Below are 14,201 nucleotides of genomic sequence, written 5' to 3' on the forward strand. Positions count from 1 at the left end.
AGCCTTTCCTCAGTGATCGGCGCACCTCAAGCTCGTCGTGCCCGGGCTTGCTCGACCTCAAGCCGGACGTGATCCTGACGGATCGACGATCGAAACCGCAGCCGTCCTCGCCGCCACCAGGACCATCTCGATCGTTTTCGCCACGGCCAACGATCCCGTCGGCAAGCCATCATAGAGACCATCGGCCCCGAGTTCGTCGTGGCGTATCGTCAGTCCGCAAAATTGCCCTTTGCGCGATGTGTCGCGGACATGAGGTAATCGACATCGGCAGCAACGCGTTTCTCGAGGAATCCCATCACCGCCTTGATGCGGGCGATGTGCAGCAGGTCCTCGTGGACGGATAGCCAGATGTCACGAACGGAAAAATAGTTGGGCAGGATCGGCCGCAGATCCTTGTTGTGGGCCGCGACGTAGGATGGCAGCATGGCAATTCCGACCCCATTCGACGCGGCCATGTACTGGGACACCAGGCTGGTGCTGCGGAACACGACATGAGCCGGCCGCAGGATGTCGGACAGCCAGCGGTTCTCTTTGATGTGAATATGCTCGTCGATGAAATCGATAAAGTCGTGGCTGTCGAGATCCTTCAAGTCAGTCGGCGCCTGGGCACGCTGCAGATACGAATTCGAGGCGTAGAGAAAGATCCGGAATTCGCCGATCTTCTTGACCGAAAGCCGCCTTCCCTTTGGTCTGAAGAAGCTGATGAAGATGTCGGCCTCGCGGCGCGTCATGTCGAGGAGGCGCGTATCGGTGATCAATTCGACCTGGATCGAAGGCCACGCCTTGCTGAATGCGGCCATGCAGGTCGTCAGGTACATGCTGCCGATGCCTTCCATGGCAGCGATTCGCACCGCGCCGGCGGCGTCCGCCTTCTCGGAACCGACGACAGTCTCGATGATGGCGTTGGCGTTGTTCTCCATGCCTTCCGCAAACTGGAGCAGCCGCAGACCCGCCTCGGTCAGGGCGAAGCCTGACTTGCTGCGCTTGAAAAGCGTGGTGTTGAGGCTGCGCTCGAGCTCCCTCACCCGCCGGCTGACCGTGGTGTGGTCGACCTTCAGCTTTTGGCCGGCGCGCACCAGATTGCGGGTGCGCGCGACCTCCAGGAAGAAGATGACGTCGTCCCAATTGTAACGCAGCGTTCGCGCAGCCTTTGCCATCTCGGCCGTCCTGATATGCCCGTTCGCGAGCTTCGGCATCTAACACTCGCTACTTTCGGGCATATCAGCAGGCGCGGCAATCGTCAGGCAGCAATGATCGGGGTGTAGGTCTCGACCAGTCGATTGGCGAACATGTCGACCTTCGGGATCATCAGCTTCTGCCGGCAGACCGCGAGATCGATGTGCTTGGGCATGACGGCGCCGAGCTTGAGGACGCGCGGCGCCACCACGTTGATGTCCCAGAGTGGAAAACCGGTCGGCGGAATCACGAGGCTGCCGCCCGGATAGGGCGAGTCGACCCGGTTCGCCAGCACCACCGCCACGCGATTGTCCTCGGCCCTCGGAATGGCCAGCAACTCCCGTTCGAAAGGCTCGCGCAGCGAGGCCGGCCACAGGATGATGTCGGCCGCCGCGATGCCGAGGCAACGCGAGACCTCGGGGAACACGGCGTCATAGCCGGACATGATGCCGATACGACCGAAGGGCGTCTCGAACACCGGATAGTCGTCACCCGCCTTCGCCCATTTCCGCTCCTCGGCGGTCAGATGGGTCTTCCGGTACTTCCCGACCTCCTTCCCGTCCGGCCCGATCAGGAAGGTCGTGACATACAGCCCGGCTGCGGCCCGCTCCACCGTGGGCAGTGCAATCAGGCATTGGTAGCGCGACGCGATCGCGGCCGTCTTGGCCAGCAGAGACATCGTCCGGTCGCCCAGCGCCGCGGCCTCAGCCGCGTTCGGAATGGCCGACGGGCAGAACGCATATTCCGGCAGGGTGAGGACCTTGATGCCGAGCTTGGCGGCATGATCGACCATGTCGAACACGTCCTCGGCCGGGCTGTCCTTGGTGACGTGCATTTGCACGGCCGCAACCTTGGCGACGGATTTTGCCGGAATCAGCGGCTGCTCGGCGATCCGGTAAACCGGCGTCTTCTCGTACGGCATCGCCATCAGCCCGTAAGTCTCGGGACGGCGGTCGGCGATCTTGTCATTCGCCGCGTAGATCGACTTGTCGTGCGCGGCGTCGAGATAGACATCGGCGATGGCCATGCCGTGCGTATCGTACGGCACCTTCGACAGCACCCGTCCCTTGGGATCGACGATCATGCTGCCGCCGGGATAGTAGATCGAGCGCTCATAGCCGGCCTTGGTCGCAGCCACGAGCCACAGACCGTTCTCGTAGCTGCGGGCCGGACCCCACATGTCCGCTTGGTCCATGGCGAAGAAGTTCGCCATGTCGACGATCACCTCCGCGCCCTGCATCGCCATCGAGCGGAAGATCTCGGGGATCCGGCCGTCGAAGCAGATCAGCAGGCCGATTTTTCCGAGATCGGTATCCACCACAGGGCAGCCGCGCTCGCCGAACGCGAACCAGTTCTGGTCGTGCGTGGCGAGGAACTGCTTGTGATAATGACAGACGGTTTCGCCGTTTCGGCCGAACATGATGCCGGTGTTGAATATCTTCTCCTTGTCCGGATCCCACTCGGTGACGCCGCTGGCGATGTAGATGCCGTGCTTCCTGGCGAGCGCGGACAGCGCCGTCACGAACGGGCCGTCCTTCATGGTCTCGGCGAGTTCACGGCAGTGCTCGGCGGAGTCGAAGAGGTAGCCGGTGTCCATGCATTCGGGGAACACCACCAGTTCGGCCCCTTGCCTCACGGCATCCTCGACATATTGCGTGGCCAGCGCGATGTTGTGGTCGAAATCCCCCAGACGCGCGAGCGTCTGGACGGCGGCAGCGCGAAAACGGCGCTTCGTCATGTTGGTCTCCATCTTTCGAAGGTTGATTGAATTAGTCTCGCTTGACTTCGCGCCAGAAGCGGTCGAGGCAATGGCGCTTCAGGCTGATGAACCCCTCGCCTGTCGTGACGTCGAGGTCGCGCGGCCAGGGCAAATCCACCGGCACGATCTCCGCGACCCGCGTTGGCCGGCGCGTCAGCAGCACGACCTGGTCGGCGAGCTGGATCGCCTCTTCGAGATCGTGCGACACGAGCAGCATCGTGGTCTTCAGTTTCATGAAGATGTGCTGAAGCCGTTCGCGCATGAACAGCGTCATCTCGTAGTCCAGCGCGGAGAAGGGCTCGTCGAGGAACAGCACTTCGGGTTCGGTCACGAGCGCGCGCAGGATCGAAACCGTCTGCTGTTGGCCTCCGGACAGCGTGTAGGGATACGCATTGAGGTCGAACGGCACGTCGAAATCCGCGAGCAGCTTTTCGACGCGCCGACGACGCTCCTTGCGATCCACCCCGATCACCTTCAGCGGATAGTGGATGTTGTCGATCGCGCGCATCCAGGGAAACAGTGCTTCCCTGTAATTCTGAAAGACATACGATATCCGGGTGTCCCGGATGGTCTGGCCGTCGTAGAGCACCTCACCCGCATCCATCGGCATCAGGCCGGAGATCATGTTGATGAAAGTGCTCTTGCCGCAACCGTTCGGGCCGAACACCGAGATGAACTTCCCCATCGGCAGGTCGATCGAGAAGTCGTCGTAGATCGTCGTGCCCTGAAAGCTCTTGCTCAGTCCACGCACGGTGACGTAGGCCTGCCGCGGTTTGCGCGACGGGACAGGTGACGGGCTTTCAGCTTCTGGCCGGTCTACGCTGCGGATCGCGGTCACGTTTCCCATCGGAATATCCACTCAGTTTGCGAGATCGGACCTGGCGAGGACCTTGTCCTTGACGTTGATAGGACCGGCCACCACGCCCTCCTTGATGAAGATGTCGACCAGCGCCTGGTACGACTTCATGTCGGTGTCGTTGAGGTCCTTGAAGCCGCGCAGATAAGGCTGCGCCAGCAGCTCCAGCTGATCTTCCTTGATCGGCGTGTACCTGGTGAGGATTGGCTTGTACTTCTTGAAGTCGGCGTTCACGAGGTCGGTCGCCTCATCGATGACGGCAACGACCTTCCGCGCAACCTCGGGCCGCTCTTTCAGGAACTTCGTCGTCATCAGCGAAGCTCCGGAATAGAAGGGATCGGCAATCACGTGCGCGACCGGATTTGTCATGGCGCGAGCCGCCTTGCCCGAGGCGACGGCGATCGATCCGACCGGCTCGAGCGACAGCGTGGCATCGACCGTGCCGCCGACCACGGCTGGCACCTGCATGGCGACCGCGAGATCGACCAGCTTGACGTCGGTATCGGGATCGAGGCCCACCGAACGGACCATGTGCCGGGAGATGGTGCGCCACTGGATGCCAGGGACATGACCGAGCGACTTGCCCTTCAGATCGGCAAAGCTCTTGATCGGGCTGTCCGGCTTGACGATCAAACCATCATTGATGCGGTCGACGGCGATGCCGCCGCCCTGCAGGCCAAACACCTTCAGCTTGCCGGGAAATTTGGCTTCCGCAATCATCGCGATGCCGGCCGCCGCGCCGGGAGGGCCGAAATCGGCGCGCTCGGCGATCAGAGCATCGATGATCTGGTTCGGCGCCTCCATCTTGGTGGAGACGATTTCGATGCAGGCTTTTTCGAACAGCTTCTCTTCGAGAGCGACGTAGTAGGCCGTCGTTTGCATGATCGGCAGCCAGACCGCCGTCACCTTCTCGTTCTTGTCGCAGGCGGCATGGGCGCCGCTTGCGCCAAGCAGGAATGTGGATGTCGCGAATGCCGCAAGGAATCTCTTCGTCTGCATGATGGCCTCTTCGTTTCGGATTGGCGGACTATTTGCCGGACCAGTGAATGAACGAGCGTTCGATCATCAGGAGCATGAGGTTGAGCCCGTATCCCATCGCGCCCGCGATCAGGATTGAGCCGTACATGTCGGTAAGCGAGTACGAGATCTGCGCGTCGATGATGCGGTGGCCGATGCCGTCGGTGGCGCCAATGAACATCTCGGCGACGATGATCACGACCAGCGCAAGCGACACCGCGGTACGCAGACCGACGAAGGTCTGCGGCAAGGTTTCGTAGAAGATGACGTCCTTGAAGATGCGCAGCGACGAGGCGCCCATCGAGCGTGCGGCAAGGATGCGGGTCTGGCGCGCATTCATCACGCCATAGGCGACGTTGAAGATGATGACGAGCCAGGCGGCGAAAGCGGCGACTGCAATCTTGGCGGTGTCGCCGAGGCCGAACAGCAGCAGAAACAGCGGGAACAGTGCGGTCGCCGGAGTGGAGCGGAAGAAGTCGACCAGGAATTCGAGCGAGCGATAGATCGCTGCCCTGGCGCCGAGCACGATCCCGATGGGAACGCCGGCGACCACGGCGATCAAGGTCGAATAGCCGACGCGCGCGATGGTGTGGACGAAATCGCCGGTCATCTTACCGGCTGCGATGCTGGCAGCCGTATCGCGCAACGTATCGATCGGCGACGGCAGCAGATCCTTGTTGACCAATTGTCCCTTGAAGGCGATCCACCACAAGGCGAACAGCAGCAACGGCCCCATCGCCAGTTCGATGGCGCGCTTCACCTTCGGGCTCGAGATCGCCTCGGTGATCTGTTGCATCGGCATCCTCATGGTCTCCGCGGTTCGCTGCGCATTTCCGCCGTGATCACGCGAAGTGTTGGCCTCAGCGGCTCGAAAGAAAATGGCGAGATGTGCAATCGATCGTGCAAGAATGCATATTGAAAGCAAGTATGCGGGTGATTGATTTGCAGGCTTGCAGAGCACAACGATTAGGCAAACGGCGTTTTTTCGCCCACGCGAACGCCGCCGAAGCTGCCGACGGCAGTCGGCTACCGTGGACGGATCTGTCGCCCCGGCGTTGCCCGGCCTCACGTCCTGCGTCGCTGAGGCCTCAGCGCGCCGCCGCTCCGGCGGCGTCCTCCCGCCCGAACCGCTCCACCAGAAAATCGATGAACAGCCGCACCTTTACTGACAGATGCCGCGTTGGCGGATAGACCGCGTAGAGCGCGAGCGGCGGCGCGGAATAGTCTTGCAGCACGGACCGCAGCTCGCCCTTCCTTAAAGCGTCGGCAGCGATGAACTCGGGCAGCAGCGCCAGCCCCCTGCCCTTGATCGCGACGTCGCGCAGCACCTCGGCATTGTTGACGCAGAGCGACCAGGCCGGCTGGATCCAGTGATCGCCATCAGTGCCGGTCAGCTTCCACTGATTGCCGGTCAGCAGGAAGCCGTAAGTGAGCGAGGCGTGCTCGCGCAGATCCTGCGGATGTTTTGGCGTGCCGTGACGCGACAGATAATCCGGCGAAGCGCAGATCATGCGCGCCACCGGCATGATTTTTCGCGCGATCAAGCTTGAGGATTCCAATTCCGCGATCCGCAACGTCACGTCAAAGCCGTCCTGGACGGGATCAAGCAGGTCGTCGCTGAGCACGATCTGGAGCTGAAGCTCGCCATAGCGCGCCATGAAATCGGCGAGCACAGGGCCGAGCCGCAACGTACCGAACGACATCGGCGCGTTGACGCGCAGTAGCCCCCGCGGCGCCGCCTGGGCCTGCGTCACCGCCTGGTCGGCAGCTTCGACCTCCGAGAGGATGACGAGCGCGCGTTCGAAATAGCGCTGGCCGTTCTCGGTCGGGCTGGCATGCCGCGTGGTCCGGTTCAACAGCTGGGCTCCAAGGCTCTCCTCGAGGTCGCCGATGTACTTGCTGATCGCCGAGCGCGACAGCCTGAGCTGCCGGCCGGCCTCGGCAAAGCTGCCGCTTTCGACCACCTTCACGAAGGCCCGCAGACTGCCGAGCTTATCCAAAGGCCCGCCCTGCCGATTGTTTCCAAATCGTAGACATAGCCGTCATATTTGCATGGATTGTCTCCAATCCAAAGCGGAACGATATTTCCGGCCAGAGCAAGACGCTCCCCGAGTTTTGGAGGACCACAATGTCTGGACTGCACCATGTGACCGCGATTGCCGGTGATCCCATCCGCAATTTCGGCTTCTATACGAGGGATCTCGGCCTGCGCTTCGTCAAGAAGACGGTCAATTTCGACGATCCCGGCACCTATCACTTCTACTACGGCGATGAGACCGGCCGCCCCGGCACCATCCTGACCTTCTTCCCTTGGGCTGGCGTTTCGGCCGGGCGCCGCGGCGTCGGCGAGACCCACCAGACCGCCTTCCGCGTGCCGCAGCGCTCGCTCGGCTACTGGACCCAGCGCTTCACCGAAAAGGGCATCGCCTACGAGACGCTGGAGAAGCGCTTTGGCGAGTCGGTGCTGCCGTTCACCGATCCTGACGGCATGGCGCTCGCGCTGGTCGGCATATCAGGCGCGGAGAACGAGCCCGGCTGGAGCAATGGCGACGTGCCGGCCGAGCATGCGATCCGCGGCTTCCATGGCGTGACCTTGCTGCTCGACAGCGCGGCAAAGACGGCCGCCGTTCTCACCGACGTGTTCGGCTTCAAGGAGACCGGACGCGAAGGCTCGGTGATCCGCTTCAAGGCGCCTGATAATGCCGAAGGCAGCGTCGTCGACATCTACGAGGCCAAGGGCTTTCTGCGCGGCCATCAGGGCGGCGGCTCGGTGCACCATATCGCCTTCCGCGCGGCTGACGACGCCGAGCAGGGCCGGATGGCGCAGAAGCTCGTCAGCAATCACGGCCTGCACCCGACCGAGCAGCGGGACCGCAACTACTTCCGTTCGATCTACTTCCGCGAGCCCGGCGGCGTGCTGTTCGAGATCGCGACCGACATCCCCGGCTTCGCCGTCGACGAGCCCGTCGCGACGCTGGGACGTGAGCTGAAGCTGCCGAGCTTCCTCGAAACGCAGCGAAAGCAGATCGAGGGTGTGTTGCCGAATTTGGAAGAGACCGCGTCATGACCGAGAGTTCATTCGTCCATCGCTTCGAGCCAGCGACCCGCGCGGGCTCCCCTCCGCTCCTGCTGCTGCACGGCACCGGCGGCGACGAGAACGACCTGCTCGGGCTCGGCAAGATGATCTCGCCCGGCTCCGCCCTGCTCTCGCCGCGCGGCCGCGTGCTCGAGCACGGCATGCCGCGCTTCTTCCGCCGGCTGGCCGAAGGGGTGTTCGACGAGCAGGATTTGCGCCGCCGCGCACGCGAGCTCGCCGACTTCATCGCGGATGCGCGAGAACAACATGGCATCGCCGCACCGATCGCGGTCGGCTTCTCCAACGGCGCCAACATCGCGGCCGCGCTGCTATTACTGAAGCCGGATGTGCTTGCCGGCGCGATCCTGCTGCGCGCCATGGTGCCGCTGTCGGATCCGCCAACCGCCGATCTTGCGGGCAAGCCGGTCCTGCTGTTGTCCGGGCAAGCCGACCCGATCGTGCCGGCCGGCAATTCGGCACGGCTCGCGGCATTGCTGTCGCAGGCTGGCGCGAAAGTGAGCCACAGGGTCCTGCCGGCAGGCCACCAACTCTCGCAAGCCGACGTCACGCTCGCCCGCGACTGGATCGGCAACGTCGACGCCAAGGCAGCATGACCCGCGAGCCGCGCATCGTTTCAAACGGTGCGCCGCCGCTTCACTCGAACCAGCCGCGCCGCTTGAACCAGATCAGCGGCAACACGCCGCTGGCGATGATCGCAAGCCACGCCAGCGGATAACCAAACGTCCAGTCCAGCTCGGGCATGTGCTTGAAATTCATGCCCCAGATGCCGACCAGGATGGTCGGCGGCACGCCGACGACGGACACGATCGTCAAAATCTTGAACAGCTCGTTCTGCTGGATGTTGATGAAGCCGAGCACGGCGTCGAGCAGCAGCTGGATCTTGTCGGACAGTCGCGTCTCGTAGTCGCTGAGCGAAACCACGTCCTTCGACACGGCCTCCAGGCGCTTCTTCGACGCAGCCGTGATCCACTCACTGCCGACATCGCCGGCAAACGAGGCGATGCGACCGGCCCCGAGCAGGACATCGCGCGCCTTGGCCAGACGATCGGCCAGTTCGCCGATGTTCTCCAGCGCCTCGCGCATCCTCCGGCTGGAGCGCACCGGCCGTTGCGTGCGAACGAGGCCACCCCTGAAGACGCCGCGGGAGAGCCTGTCGACCTTCGCGCCGAGATGCTCCAGGACGTCGGCGCCACGGTCGATGATCGCTTCGAGCAGGCTGGTGAACACGCACATGCCGTTCTCCAGACTGTCGTCGGAGCCGATGCGCTTGCCGATGTCGTCGAAGATCGGCAGCTCCGCAAAGCGCACCGTGACCAGCACGTGCGGGCCGATGACGAATCCGACCGGCGTGATCTCGGCCTCGTTGTCCCCGTCAAGCCGGACCGCCGGCGCGCTGAGATAGAGCGTGCCGCGGTCGAGGATGAGGCGGCTCGACGCCTCGATCTCGCTGAGAGACTCTTCCGAGGGGATGCGGATGCCGAGCAGTCGTTCGACGAACTGCTTCTCCTCATCGGTCGCGTTCAGGAGATCGGCCCAGATGATCTCCGAGGGCATTTCCGCGCCGATACTCTGCCAGTCCTCGGACGGCCACCTGTAAAGCTTGAGCAAGAACCGAACTCCGTGGCCGCACCGTCATGCCGGAGTGCATCCGGACGTCATCCGGCGGGCTAACGCATCAGGGTTCCAAACGTTCAATATCCCCTGGGCGCGGTTGCCCCGACGAGAGCGACTCTGGCGACGCTTCGCTGCTGCCGAAGGGGAGCTTGTCTGCACTGGTCAAACGAAGAATTCGACCTCGGCAAATCTAGTCGGCCATGCCTAACCAAGCGGGAAATCCGCGACGCCGGACGCTACTTCGGAAAATGGCCAGGAGCCAGCATCGGCTCACCGGAGGAGCCGCTAGCTGGTCATTCGCGCTCCACGGCGAGCCATAGGGCTGTTCATTGCGCGCGCTCAATATGCACAGTGACGGGGCCGGGTCGATCAAAGATCGAAGCGTTACCGACCGCTTGTCCAAGGATGATGATGCCGGGCTCCGGAACTTGGCCGTCACGGTAATAGATAACGAAATGATCCGAATTCCAGAGCCCGAGCGTCCCCTTCGAGAAATGCGTTTGCCGCGCGACTTCCTTCAAAGGCGAAGGCAGATTGCCAGTTTTTTCCTGACGCAAGTGATCACGCATTTGGATGATCACCGGCAACATGCGGAGGAGCGATCTGGCCGCGTCGTTGTCGGCCAATTCGGCAGTCATCTCGCCCCATTCAGAGGAAATTTGGATGCGTTCCTGTGCCATGAGTGTTCCTGTCAGTCCGAGGACGAGGATGATCGCCGCCAATATTTTTACGGGCATGTGGGTGTTCTTGCGATCATCGACCGCTTCTCCGCTCGGTTCGCGTTTCTCTGGCAGGCCAGAGGGTGCGTTCATGAATGCCGGCACAACACAACGTCCCATTTAACCGAGGGGAATGCCGTTGCACTCCCATTCACGTTACATCTGGCAATGCGGCAAGGAACTTGTCCAAGGTGATCGGATACTCGCGGACCCGGACGCCGGTTGCGTTATAGACCGCATTGGCCACCACGGCCGCGACACCCGTCAGGCCTAGTTCGCCGAGCCCCTTCGCCTGCAGCGGAGACATCGTCGGATCCAATTCGTCGATAAAGATCACATCCAGGTGTGGAACATCCGCATGGACCGGCACCTCGTACCCAGCGAGATCATGATTCACAAAGAAGCCGAGACGGGTGTCGACGACCATCTCCTCCATCAGTGCGGCACCTATTCCCATGGTCATGCCGCCGATCACCTGGCTGCGGGCCGTCTTGGGATTGAGAATGCGGCCTGCCGCGCAAACCGCAAGCATGCGCCTGACCCGGATCTCGCCGGTGAAAGAATCGACAGCCACCTCGGCGAAATGTGCACCGAAAGTCTGCTGTGCAAACCGCTTCGCCAGGTCTCCGTATTCCATGAAGTCCTCGACGAGGATGTCGCCTGACTGCGCGGCCGTCCCGAGCGGCACCGCGCGGTTGCCGGACCGCACCTCCCCGTCTGCGAACACGAGATCCACCGAGTTGAAGCCGAGCTTTTGCGCGACGGCTTCGCGCAACTTGGCGCACGCCGCGTAGACTCCCGCGGTGACCGAAGGCGCGCCCTGCTGACCGCCCGATCCGGGCGTCTCTGGAAACGCGGAATCGCCGAGCTTGGCGATGACCTTGTCGATCGACACGCCCATCATTTCGGCGGCTGTCTGCGCGACGATCGTGTAGCTGCCGGTGCCGATATCGGTCATGTCCGTTTCCACTGTCACAACGCCGGCGCTGTTGAGCCGCACACGCGCGCCCGACTTGCTGATCGGTGCCCCTCGGATGGCCGCCGCCATTCCCATGCCGACCAGCCAATGGCCATCGCGCACCTTTCCGGGCGTAGCGTTTCGATTACTCCAGCTGAATTTAGCCGCTCCGGTCTCCAGGCACTCAACAAAGCGACGCGAGGAGAATGGTCGTTCAGGCTTCTCGGGGTCCACTTGGGTGTCGTTGAGGATCCGGAGGCGGACCGGATCCATTCCCAGCTTCTCCGCCAGTTCGTCCATCGCGATCTCGAGCGCCATCATACCCGGTGCTTCGCCCGGTGCTCGCATCGCGTTCCTTCAGCCAGATCGAGTACGGCTAAACGTACGCGCGTCATTCGGTTAGCGCCGGCGTAGAGCGCCCGAGTCGACAACGTGGTCGGTTCAGTCCGACCATCTGGCAGATTGCCCGAGAGGCTTTCGTGGCCGATTGCGATGATCTTGCCGTCCGAGGTTGCGCCAATTCGAACACGCTGGATGGTCGCTGGACGATGGATCAGGTTGTTGAACATCAACGACCGCTGGAGTGCCAGCTTGACGGGCCTGCGGGCTGCGCGCGCTCCCAGCGCCGCCATGACAAGGTCGGACTGAGCCGTGCCCTTCCCGCCAAATCCGCCGCCGATATATGGTGATATGAGCCTGACGTTTTCTTTTGAAATGCCCAACGTCTTGGCCAGATCGCGTGTGCCCCAGTTCATCTGCTGGATCGATGTCCAGCAGGTCAGCTTGTCGCCCTCCCATATCGCCATTGTCGCGTGCGGCTCCATCATGGCGTGCGCCTGGTCGGGCGTCGTGTAGGTCTCGTCGAGCTTGACCGCGGATGCAGCGAAAGCACCAGCGAAGTCCCCGACTGCTGTTTCGGTGGGGCCACCATATGGTCCCTGCTTGGCAACCGGCGCTGTCCGCTTCTGAGCGTCGAGATCGAACGAACCGTCGCTCTTGAGATAGTCTATACGGACGAGAGAGGCGGCCGACCGTGCTTGCTCGAAGGTATCGGCGACCACCAAGGCCGCGACTTGATGGTAGTGATCGACTTCGGGGCCGGCCAGAAAGCGCTGAGTATAGAACTCGCCCTTCGCGAGCGGTCCTGCGTTCTCATGGGTCACGACGGCGATGACACCCGGGGCAACCTTTGCACCGGAGGTGTCGATGGACTTGATTTTCCCCTTGGAAATTGCCGCACCAACGACATAGCCGTAGGCGGCGTCGCGTCCAACGCCATCATGCTCATAGGCGTAGGTGGCTGTGCCCGTCGTCTTGAGCCGTCCCTCGACCCGATCATGCGGTTTGCCGACGACCCTGAGCCGGTCGATCGGATTCGGCGCTGCGAGTGCATCGAACTTCATGGCTCATCCTTTCGCATACACAGCCGTAGGCCTTCGCCTCGCGTCGCTGGAACGAGGGTTCGCGAAGGAGGACTCCTTTCGGCGAAGCAGGATGCGGCTTGTCCTGGGCGAACTCCCGCCCGGTGACTGGGCGGACGAGCCATGCGTGCGGCGCAATCATCTTGTCCGCTCGAAAGCATTCGGGGCCCCTGGGGGCAACTGCAGCTGGGAAGTGTCCGACAATTGCCATGAGACGGATAACCCATGGTCACCGAAAGCTCTTTGATCTCATTTTCGGTATTGCTCTTCGGAGACCTTCTCCAGCCATGTCACCGGCGTTCCATTCAAGGCCTCCTGGATTGCGATGTGGCTCATTGCCGTGCTCGCGGTGGCTCCATGCCAGTGTTTCTCGTCGGGTTCGAACCAAACAACGTCTCCCGGTCGAATCTCTTCGACAGGGTCGCCCTCCCGCTGCACCCAGCCCAGACCCGACGAGACGATCAGGGTTTGGCCAAGCGGATGGGTATGCCAGGCCGTGCGCGCACCAGGTTCGAACGTCACCAGAGCGCCCGCGGCGCGGGCCGGCTCCGGCGGGCTGAAGAGCGGGTCGATCCGGACGGTGCCGGTAAACCATTCCGCCGGCCCTTTGCCGGATGGCCGAGAGCCGCTGCGTTGGATGTTCATGGCCTTTTCCTTCCGATGCCACGCCGATAACTGATAAGTGGGTCTCAGACCCGATCCACGGTCCTACGCTGTCTGACCGCCGTCGACGACCATTGCGTGCCCCACGACAAATGCCGCCGCGTCTGAGCACAGCCAAACGACGGCAGCCGCGATTTCCTCGGGTTTTCCCATCCGTCCGACAGGTTCCTGTGCGATCACGCGTTCCCTTCCCTCTGGTGTGCCGCCGCTGAAGCGTTCCATCACTGGCGTTTCGATGATGCCGGGGCATACGACGTTCACACGAATGTTGGACTTGGCGTAGTCGAGTGCTGCCGCTTTGGAGAGACCGACGACACCGAATTTCGCCGCACAGTACCCTGCCTGCCCTGCGATGCCCTTGACGCCAGCCCCGGAGGAAATGTTCACGATCGCGCCGCCTCCCTGCTTCATCATCAAGGGGATCTCGGATCTCATGCACAGGAAAACGCCGCGTAGATCGACTTCGATCAATCGATCCCACCGCTCCACCGTGAGATCGGCCAATGGCATGACAGCCTGTTCGATGCCGGCATTGTTGAGTGCGTAGTCCAGGCGCCCGAATACTTCGATCGTCCTCTCCAGCGCGGCCCTGACATCTTCCTCACGGGAGACGTCGCACCTGATGGCAAGTGCCCGTCCACCGGATTGCTCGACGAGCCGAGCGGTTTCATGATTATTCGTTTCCGAGGTATCTGCGATCACGACACTGGCGCCCTCGCGCGCGAAGGCCAGCGCTGCCGCCCTGCCGATGCCCGCACCTGCTCCCGTCACAAAGGCTACCTTCCCGCCAAAATTATCCCTCACGTGAGGCATGTCGGCTCCCAATAATCGTGCTGTGGTCGATACGATTCAACGTCGCAGCAGCGTTTGCTGGCGGGACGCTCAGCCATTGGCGCTGTAGCTTCAACCATCTTGATCCAG

Annotated in this window: 12 protein-coding genes and 2 pseudogenes; 3 read left to right on the plus strand and 11 right to left on the minus strand. The window is 62.4% G+C overall.

Annotated features, from left to right (window positions below):
- Nucleotides 1–47: 47 nt before the first annotated feature.
- Nucleotides 48–163: pseudogene (locus IVB28_RS29510) on the plus strand (ABC transporter substrate-binding protein); the annotation flags it as partial.
- Nucleotides 164–209: 46 nt separating this feature from the next.
- On the opposite strand, the gene IVB28_RS19900 reads toward IVB28_RS29510, so the two are convergent.
- The 6 genes from IVB28_RS19900 to IVB28_RS19925 all read right to left on the minus strand — a co-directional run bounded on the left by IVB28_RS19900 (nucleotide 210) and on the right by IVB28_RS19925 (nucleotide 6,808).
- On the minus strand, nucleotides 210–1,196 hold the full coding sequence (locus tag IVB28_RS19900) for a LysR family transcriptional regulator (RefSeq protein ID WP_247528337.1): 987 nt from the start codon (nucleotides 1,194–1,196) through the stop codon (nucleotides 210–212).
- Between the two features lie 44 nt (nucleotides 1,197–1,240).
- Complete coding sequence (locus IVB28_RS19905) at nucleotides 1,241–2,914, minus strand: carbon-nitrogen hydrolase family protein (protein WP_247528338.1); 1,674 nt, start codon at nucleotides 2,912–2,914, stop codon at nucleotides 1,241–1,243.
- 31 nt (nucleotides 2,915–2,945) lie between these two features.
- A complete protein-coding gene (locus tag IVB28_RS19910) occupies nucleotides 2,946–3,782 on the minus strand; it encodes an ABC transporter ATP-binding protein (protein WP_247528339.1) in 837 nt (278 codons plus the stop codon).
- Nucleotides 3,783–3,794: 12 nt separating this feature from the next.
- The gene (locus IVB28_RS19915) at nucleotides 3,795–4,790 is read right to left on the minus strand and encodes an ABC transporter substrate-binding protein (protein ID WP_247528340.1); all 996 of its coding nucleotides are present in this window, start codon (nucleotides 4,788–4,790) and stop codon (nucleotides 3,795–3,797) included.
- 28 nt (nucleotides 4,791–4,818) lie between these two features.
- Nucleotides 4,819–5,604 carry an ABC transporter permease subunit gene (locus tag IVB28_RS19920; RefSeq protein ID WP_247528341.1) on the minus strand — a complete coding sequence of 262 codons (786 nt, stop codon included), beginning with the start codon at nucleotides 5,602–5,604 and terminating at the stop codon, nucleotides 4,819–4,821.
- Between the two features lie 292 nt (nucleotides 5,605–5,896).
- Nucleotides 5,897–6,808, minus strand: a complete 912-nt coding sequence (locus IVB28_RS19925; RefSeq protein WP_247528342.1) for a LysR family transcriptional regulator — start codon at nucleotides 6,806–6,808, stop codon at nucleotides 5,897–5,899.
- Between the two features lie 128 nt (nucleotides 6,809–6,936).
- Between IVB28_RS19925 and IVB28_RS19930 the strand changes: the two genes are divergently transcribed.
- Both IVB28_RS19930 and IVB28_RS19935 read left to right on the plus strand, forming a co-directional pair.
- Nucleotides 6,937–7,875 (plus strand): ring-cleaving dioxygenase, encoded by a 939-nt coding sequence (locus IVB28_RS19930; RefSeq protein WP_247528343.1) that lies wholly within the window; start codon nucleotides 6,937–6,939, stop codon nucleotides 7,873–7,875.
- Entirely contained in the window at nucleotides 7,872–8,498 is a 627-nt protein-coding gene (locus IVB28_RS19935) for an alpha/beta hydrolase (RefSeq protein WP_247528344.1), read from the plus strand. Before IVB28_RS19930 ends, IVB28_RS19935 begins: the two co-directional genes overlap by 4 nt.
- Before the next feature lie 40 nt (nucleotides 8,499–8,538).
- Here IVB28_RS19935 and IVB28_RS19940 read toward each other — a convergent pair whose 3' ends face one another.
- The 5 genes and pseudogenes from IVB28_RS19940 to IVB28_RS19960 form a co-directional block, all read right to left on the minus strand.
- The gene (locus tag IVB28_RS19940; protein WP_247528345.1) at nucleotides 8,539–9,513 is read right to left on the minus strand and encodes a magnesium transporter CorA family protein; all 975 of its coding nucleotides are present in this window, start codon (nucleotides 9,511–9,513) and stop codon (nucleotides 8,539–8,541) included.
- Nucleotides 9,514–9,845: 332 nt separating this feature from the next.
- Complete coding sequence (locus tag IVB28_RS19945; RefSeq protein ID WP_247528347.1) at nucleotides 9,846–10,331, minus strand: cyclophilin-like fold protein; 486 nt, start codon at nucleotides 10,329–10,331, stop codon at nucleotides 9,846–9,848.
- 58 nt (nucleotides 10,332–10,389) lie between these two features.
- Nucleotides 10,390–12,599 (minus strand): annotated as a pseudogene (gene paoC, locus IVB28_RS19950) (aldehyde oxidoreductase molybdenum-binding subunit PaoC).
- A gap of 267 nt (nucleotides 12,600–12,866) precedes the next feature.
- Nucleotides 12,867–13,262, minus strand: coding sequence for a cupin domain-containing protein (locus tag IVB28_RS19955; RefSeq protein ID WP_247528349.1), 396 nt, complete (start codon nucleotides 13,260–13,262; stop codon nucleotides 12,867–12,869).
- 63 nt (nucleotides 13,263–13,325) lie between these two features.
- Complete coding sequence (locus tag IVB28_RS19960; RefSeq protein WP_247528351.1) at nucleotides 13,326–14,093, minus strand: SDR family oxidoreductase; 768 nt, start codon at nucleotides 14,091–14,093, stop codon at nucleotides 13,326–13,328.
- Between the last annotated feature and the right edge of the window lie 108 nt (nucleotides 14,094–14,201).

It is taken from the genome of Bradyrhizobium sp. 199, from assembly GCF_023073355.1.
Classification (GTDB): domain Bacteria; phylum Pseudomonadota; class Alphaproteobacteria; order Rhizobiales; family Xanthobacteraceae; genus Bradyrhizobium.

Excerpts from the sequence above, each read along its gene's own strand:
- IVB28_RS19915 (WP_247528340.1), bottom strand. The coding sequence starts at position 4,790 with ATGCAGACGAAGAGATTCCTTGCGGCATTCGCGACATCCACATTCCTG.
- IVB28_RS19930 (WP_247528343.1), top strand. The coding sequence starts at position 6,937 with ATGTCTGGACTGCACCATGTGACCGCGATTGCCGGTGATCCCATCCGC.
- IVB28_RS19935 (WP_247528344.1), top strand. The coding sequence starts at position 7,872 with ATGACCGAGAGTTCATTCGTCCATCGCTTCGAGCCAGCGACCCGCGCG.
- IVB28_RS19905 (WP_247528338.1), bottom strand. The coding sequence starts at position 2,914 with ATGACGAAGCGCCGTTTTCGCGCTGCCGCCGTCCAGACGCTCGCGCGT.
- IVB28_RS19920 (WP_247528341.1), bottom strand. The coding sequence starts at position 5,604 with ATGCAACAGATCACCGAGGCGATCTCGAGCCCGAAGGTGAAGCGCGCC.
- IVB28_RS19900 (WP_247528337.1), bottom strand. The coding sequence starts at position 1,196 with ATGCCGAAGCTCGCGAACGGGCATATCAGGACGGCCGAGATGGCAAAG.
- IVB28_RS19955 (WP_247528349.1), bottom strand. The coding sequence starts at position 13,262 with ATGAACATCCAACGCAGCGGCTCTCGGCCATCCGGCAAAGGGCCGGCG.
- IVB28_RS19945 (WP_247528347.1), bottom strand. The coding sequence starts at position 10,331 with ATGAACGCACCCTCTGGCCTGCCAGAGAAACGCGAACCGAGCGGAGAA.
- IVB28_RS19960 (WP_247528351.1), bottom strand. The coding sequence starts at position 14,093 with ATGCCTCACGTGAGGGATAATTTTGGCGGGAAGGTAGCCTTTGTGACG.
- IVB28_RS19910 (WP_247528339.1), bottom strand. The coding sequence starts at position 3,782 with ATGGGAAACGTGACCGCGATCCGCAGCGTAGACCGGCCAGAAGCTGAA.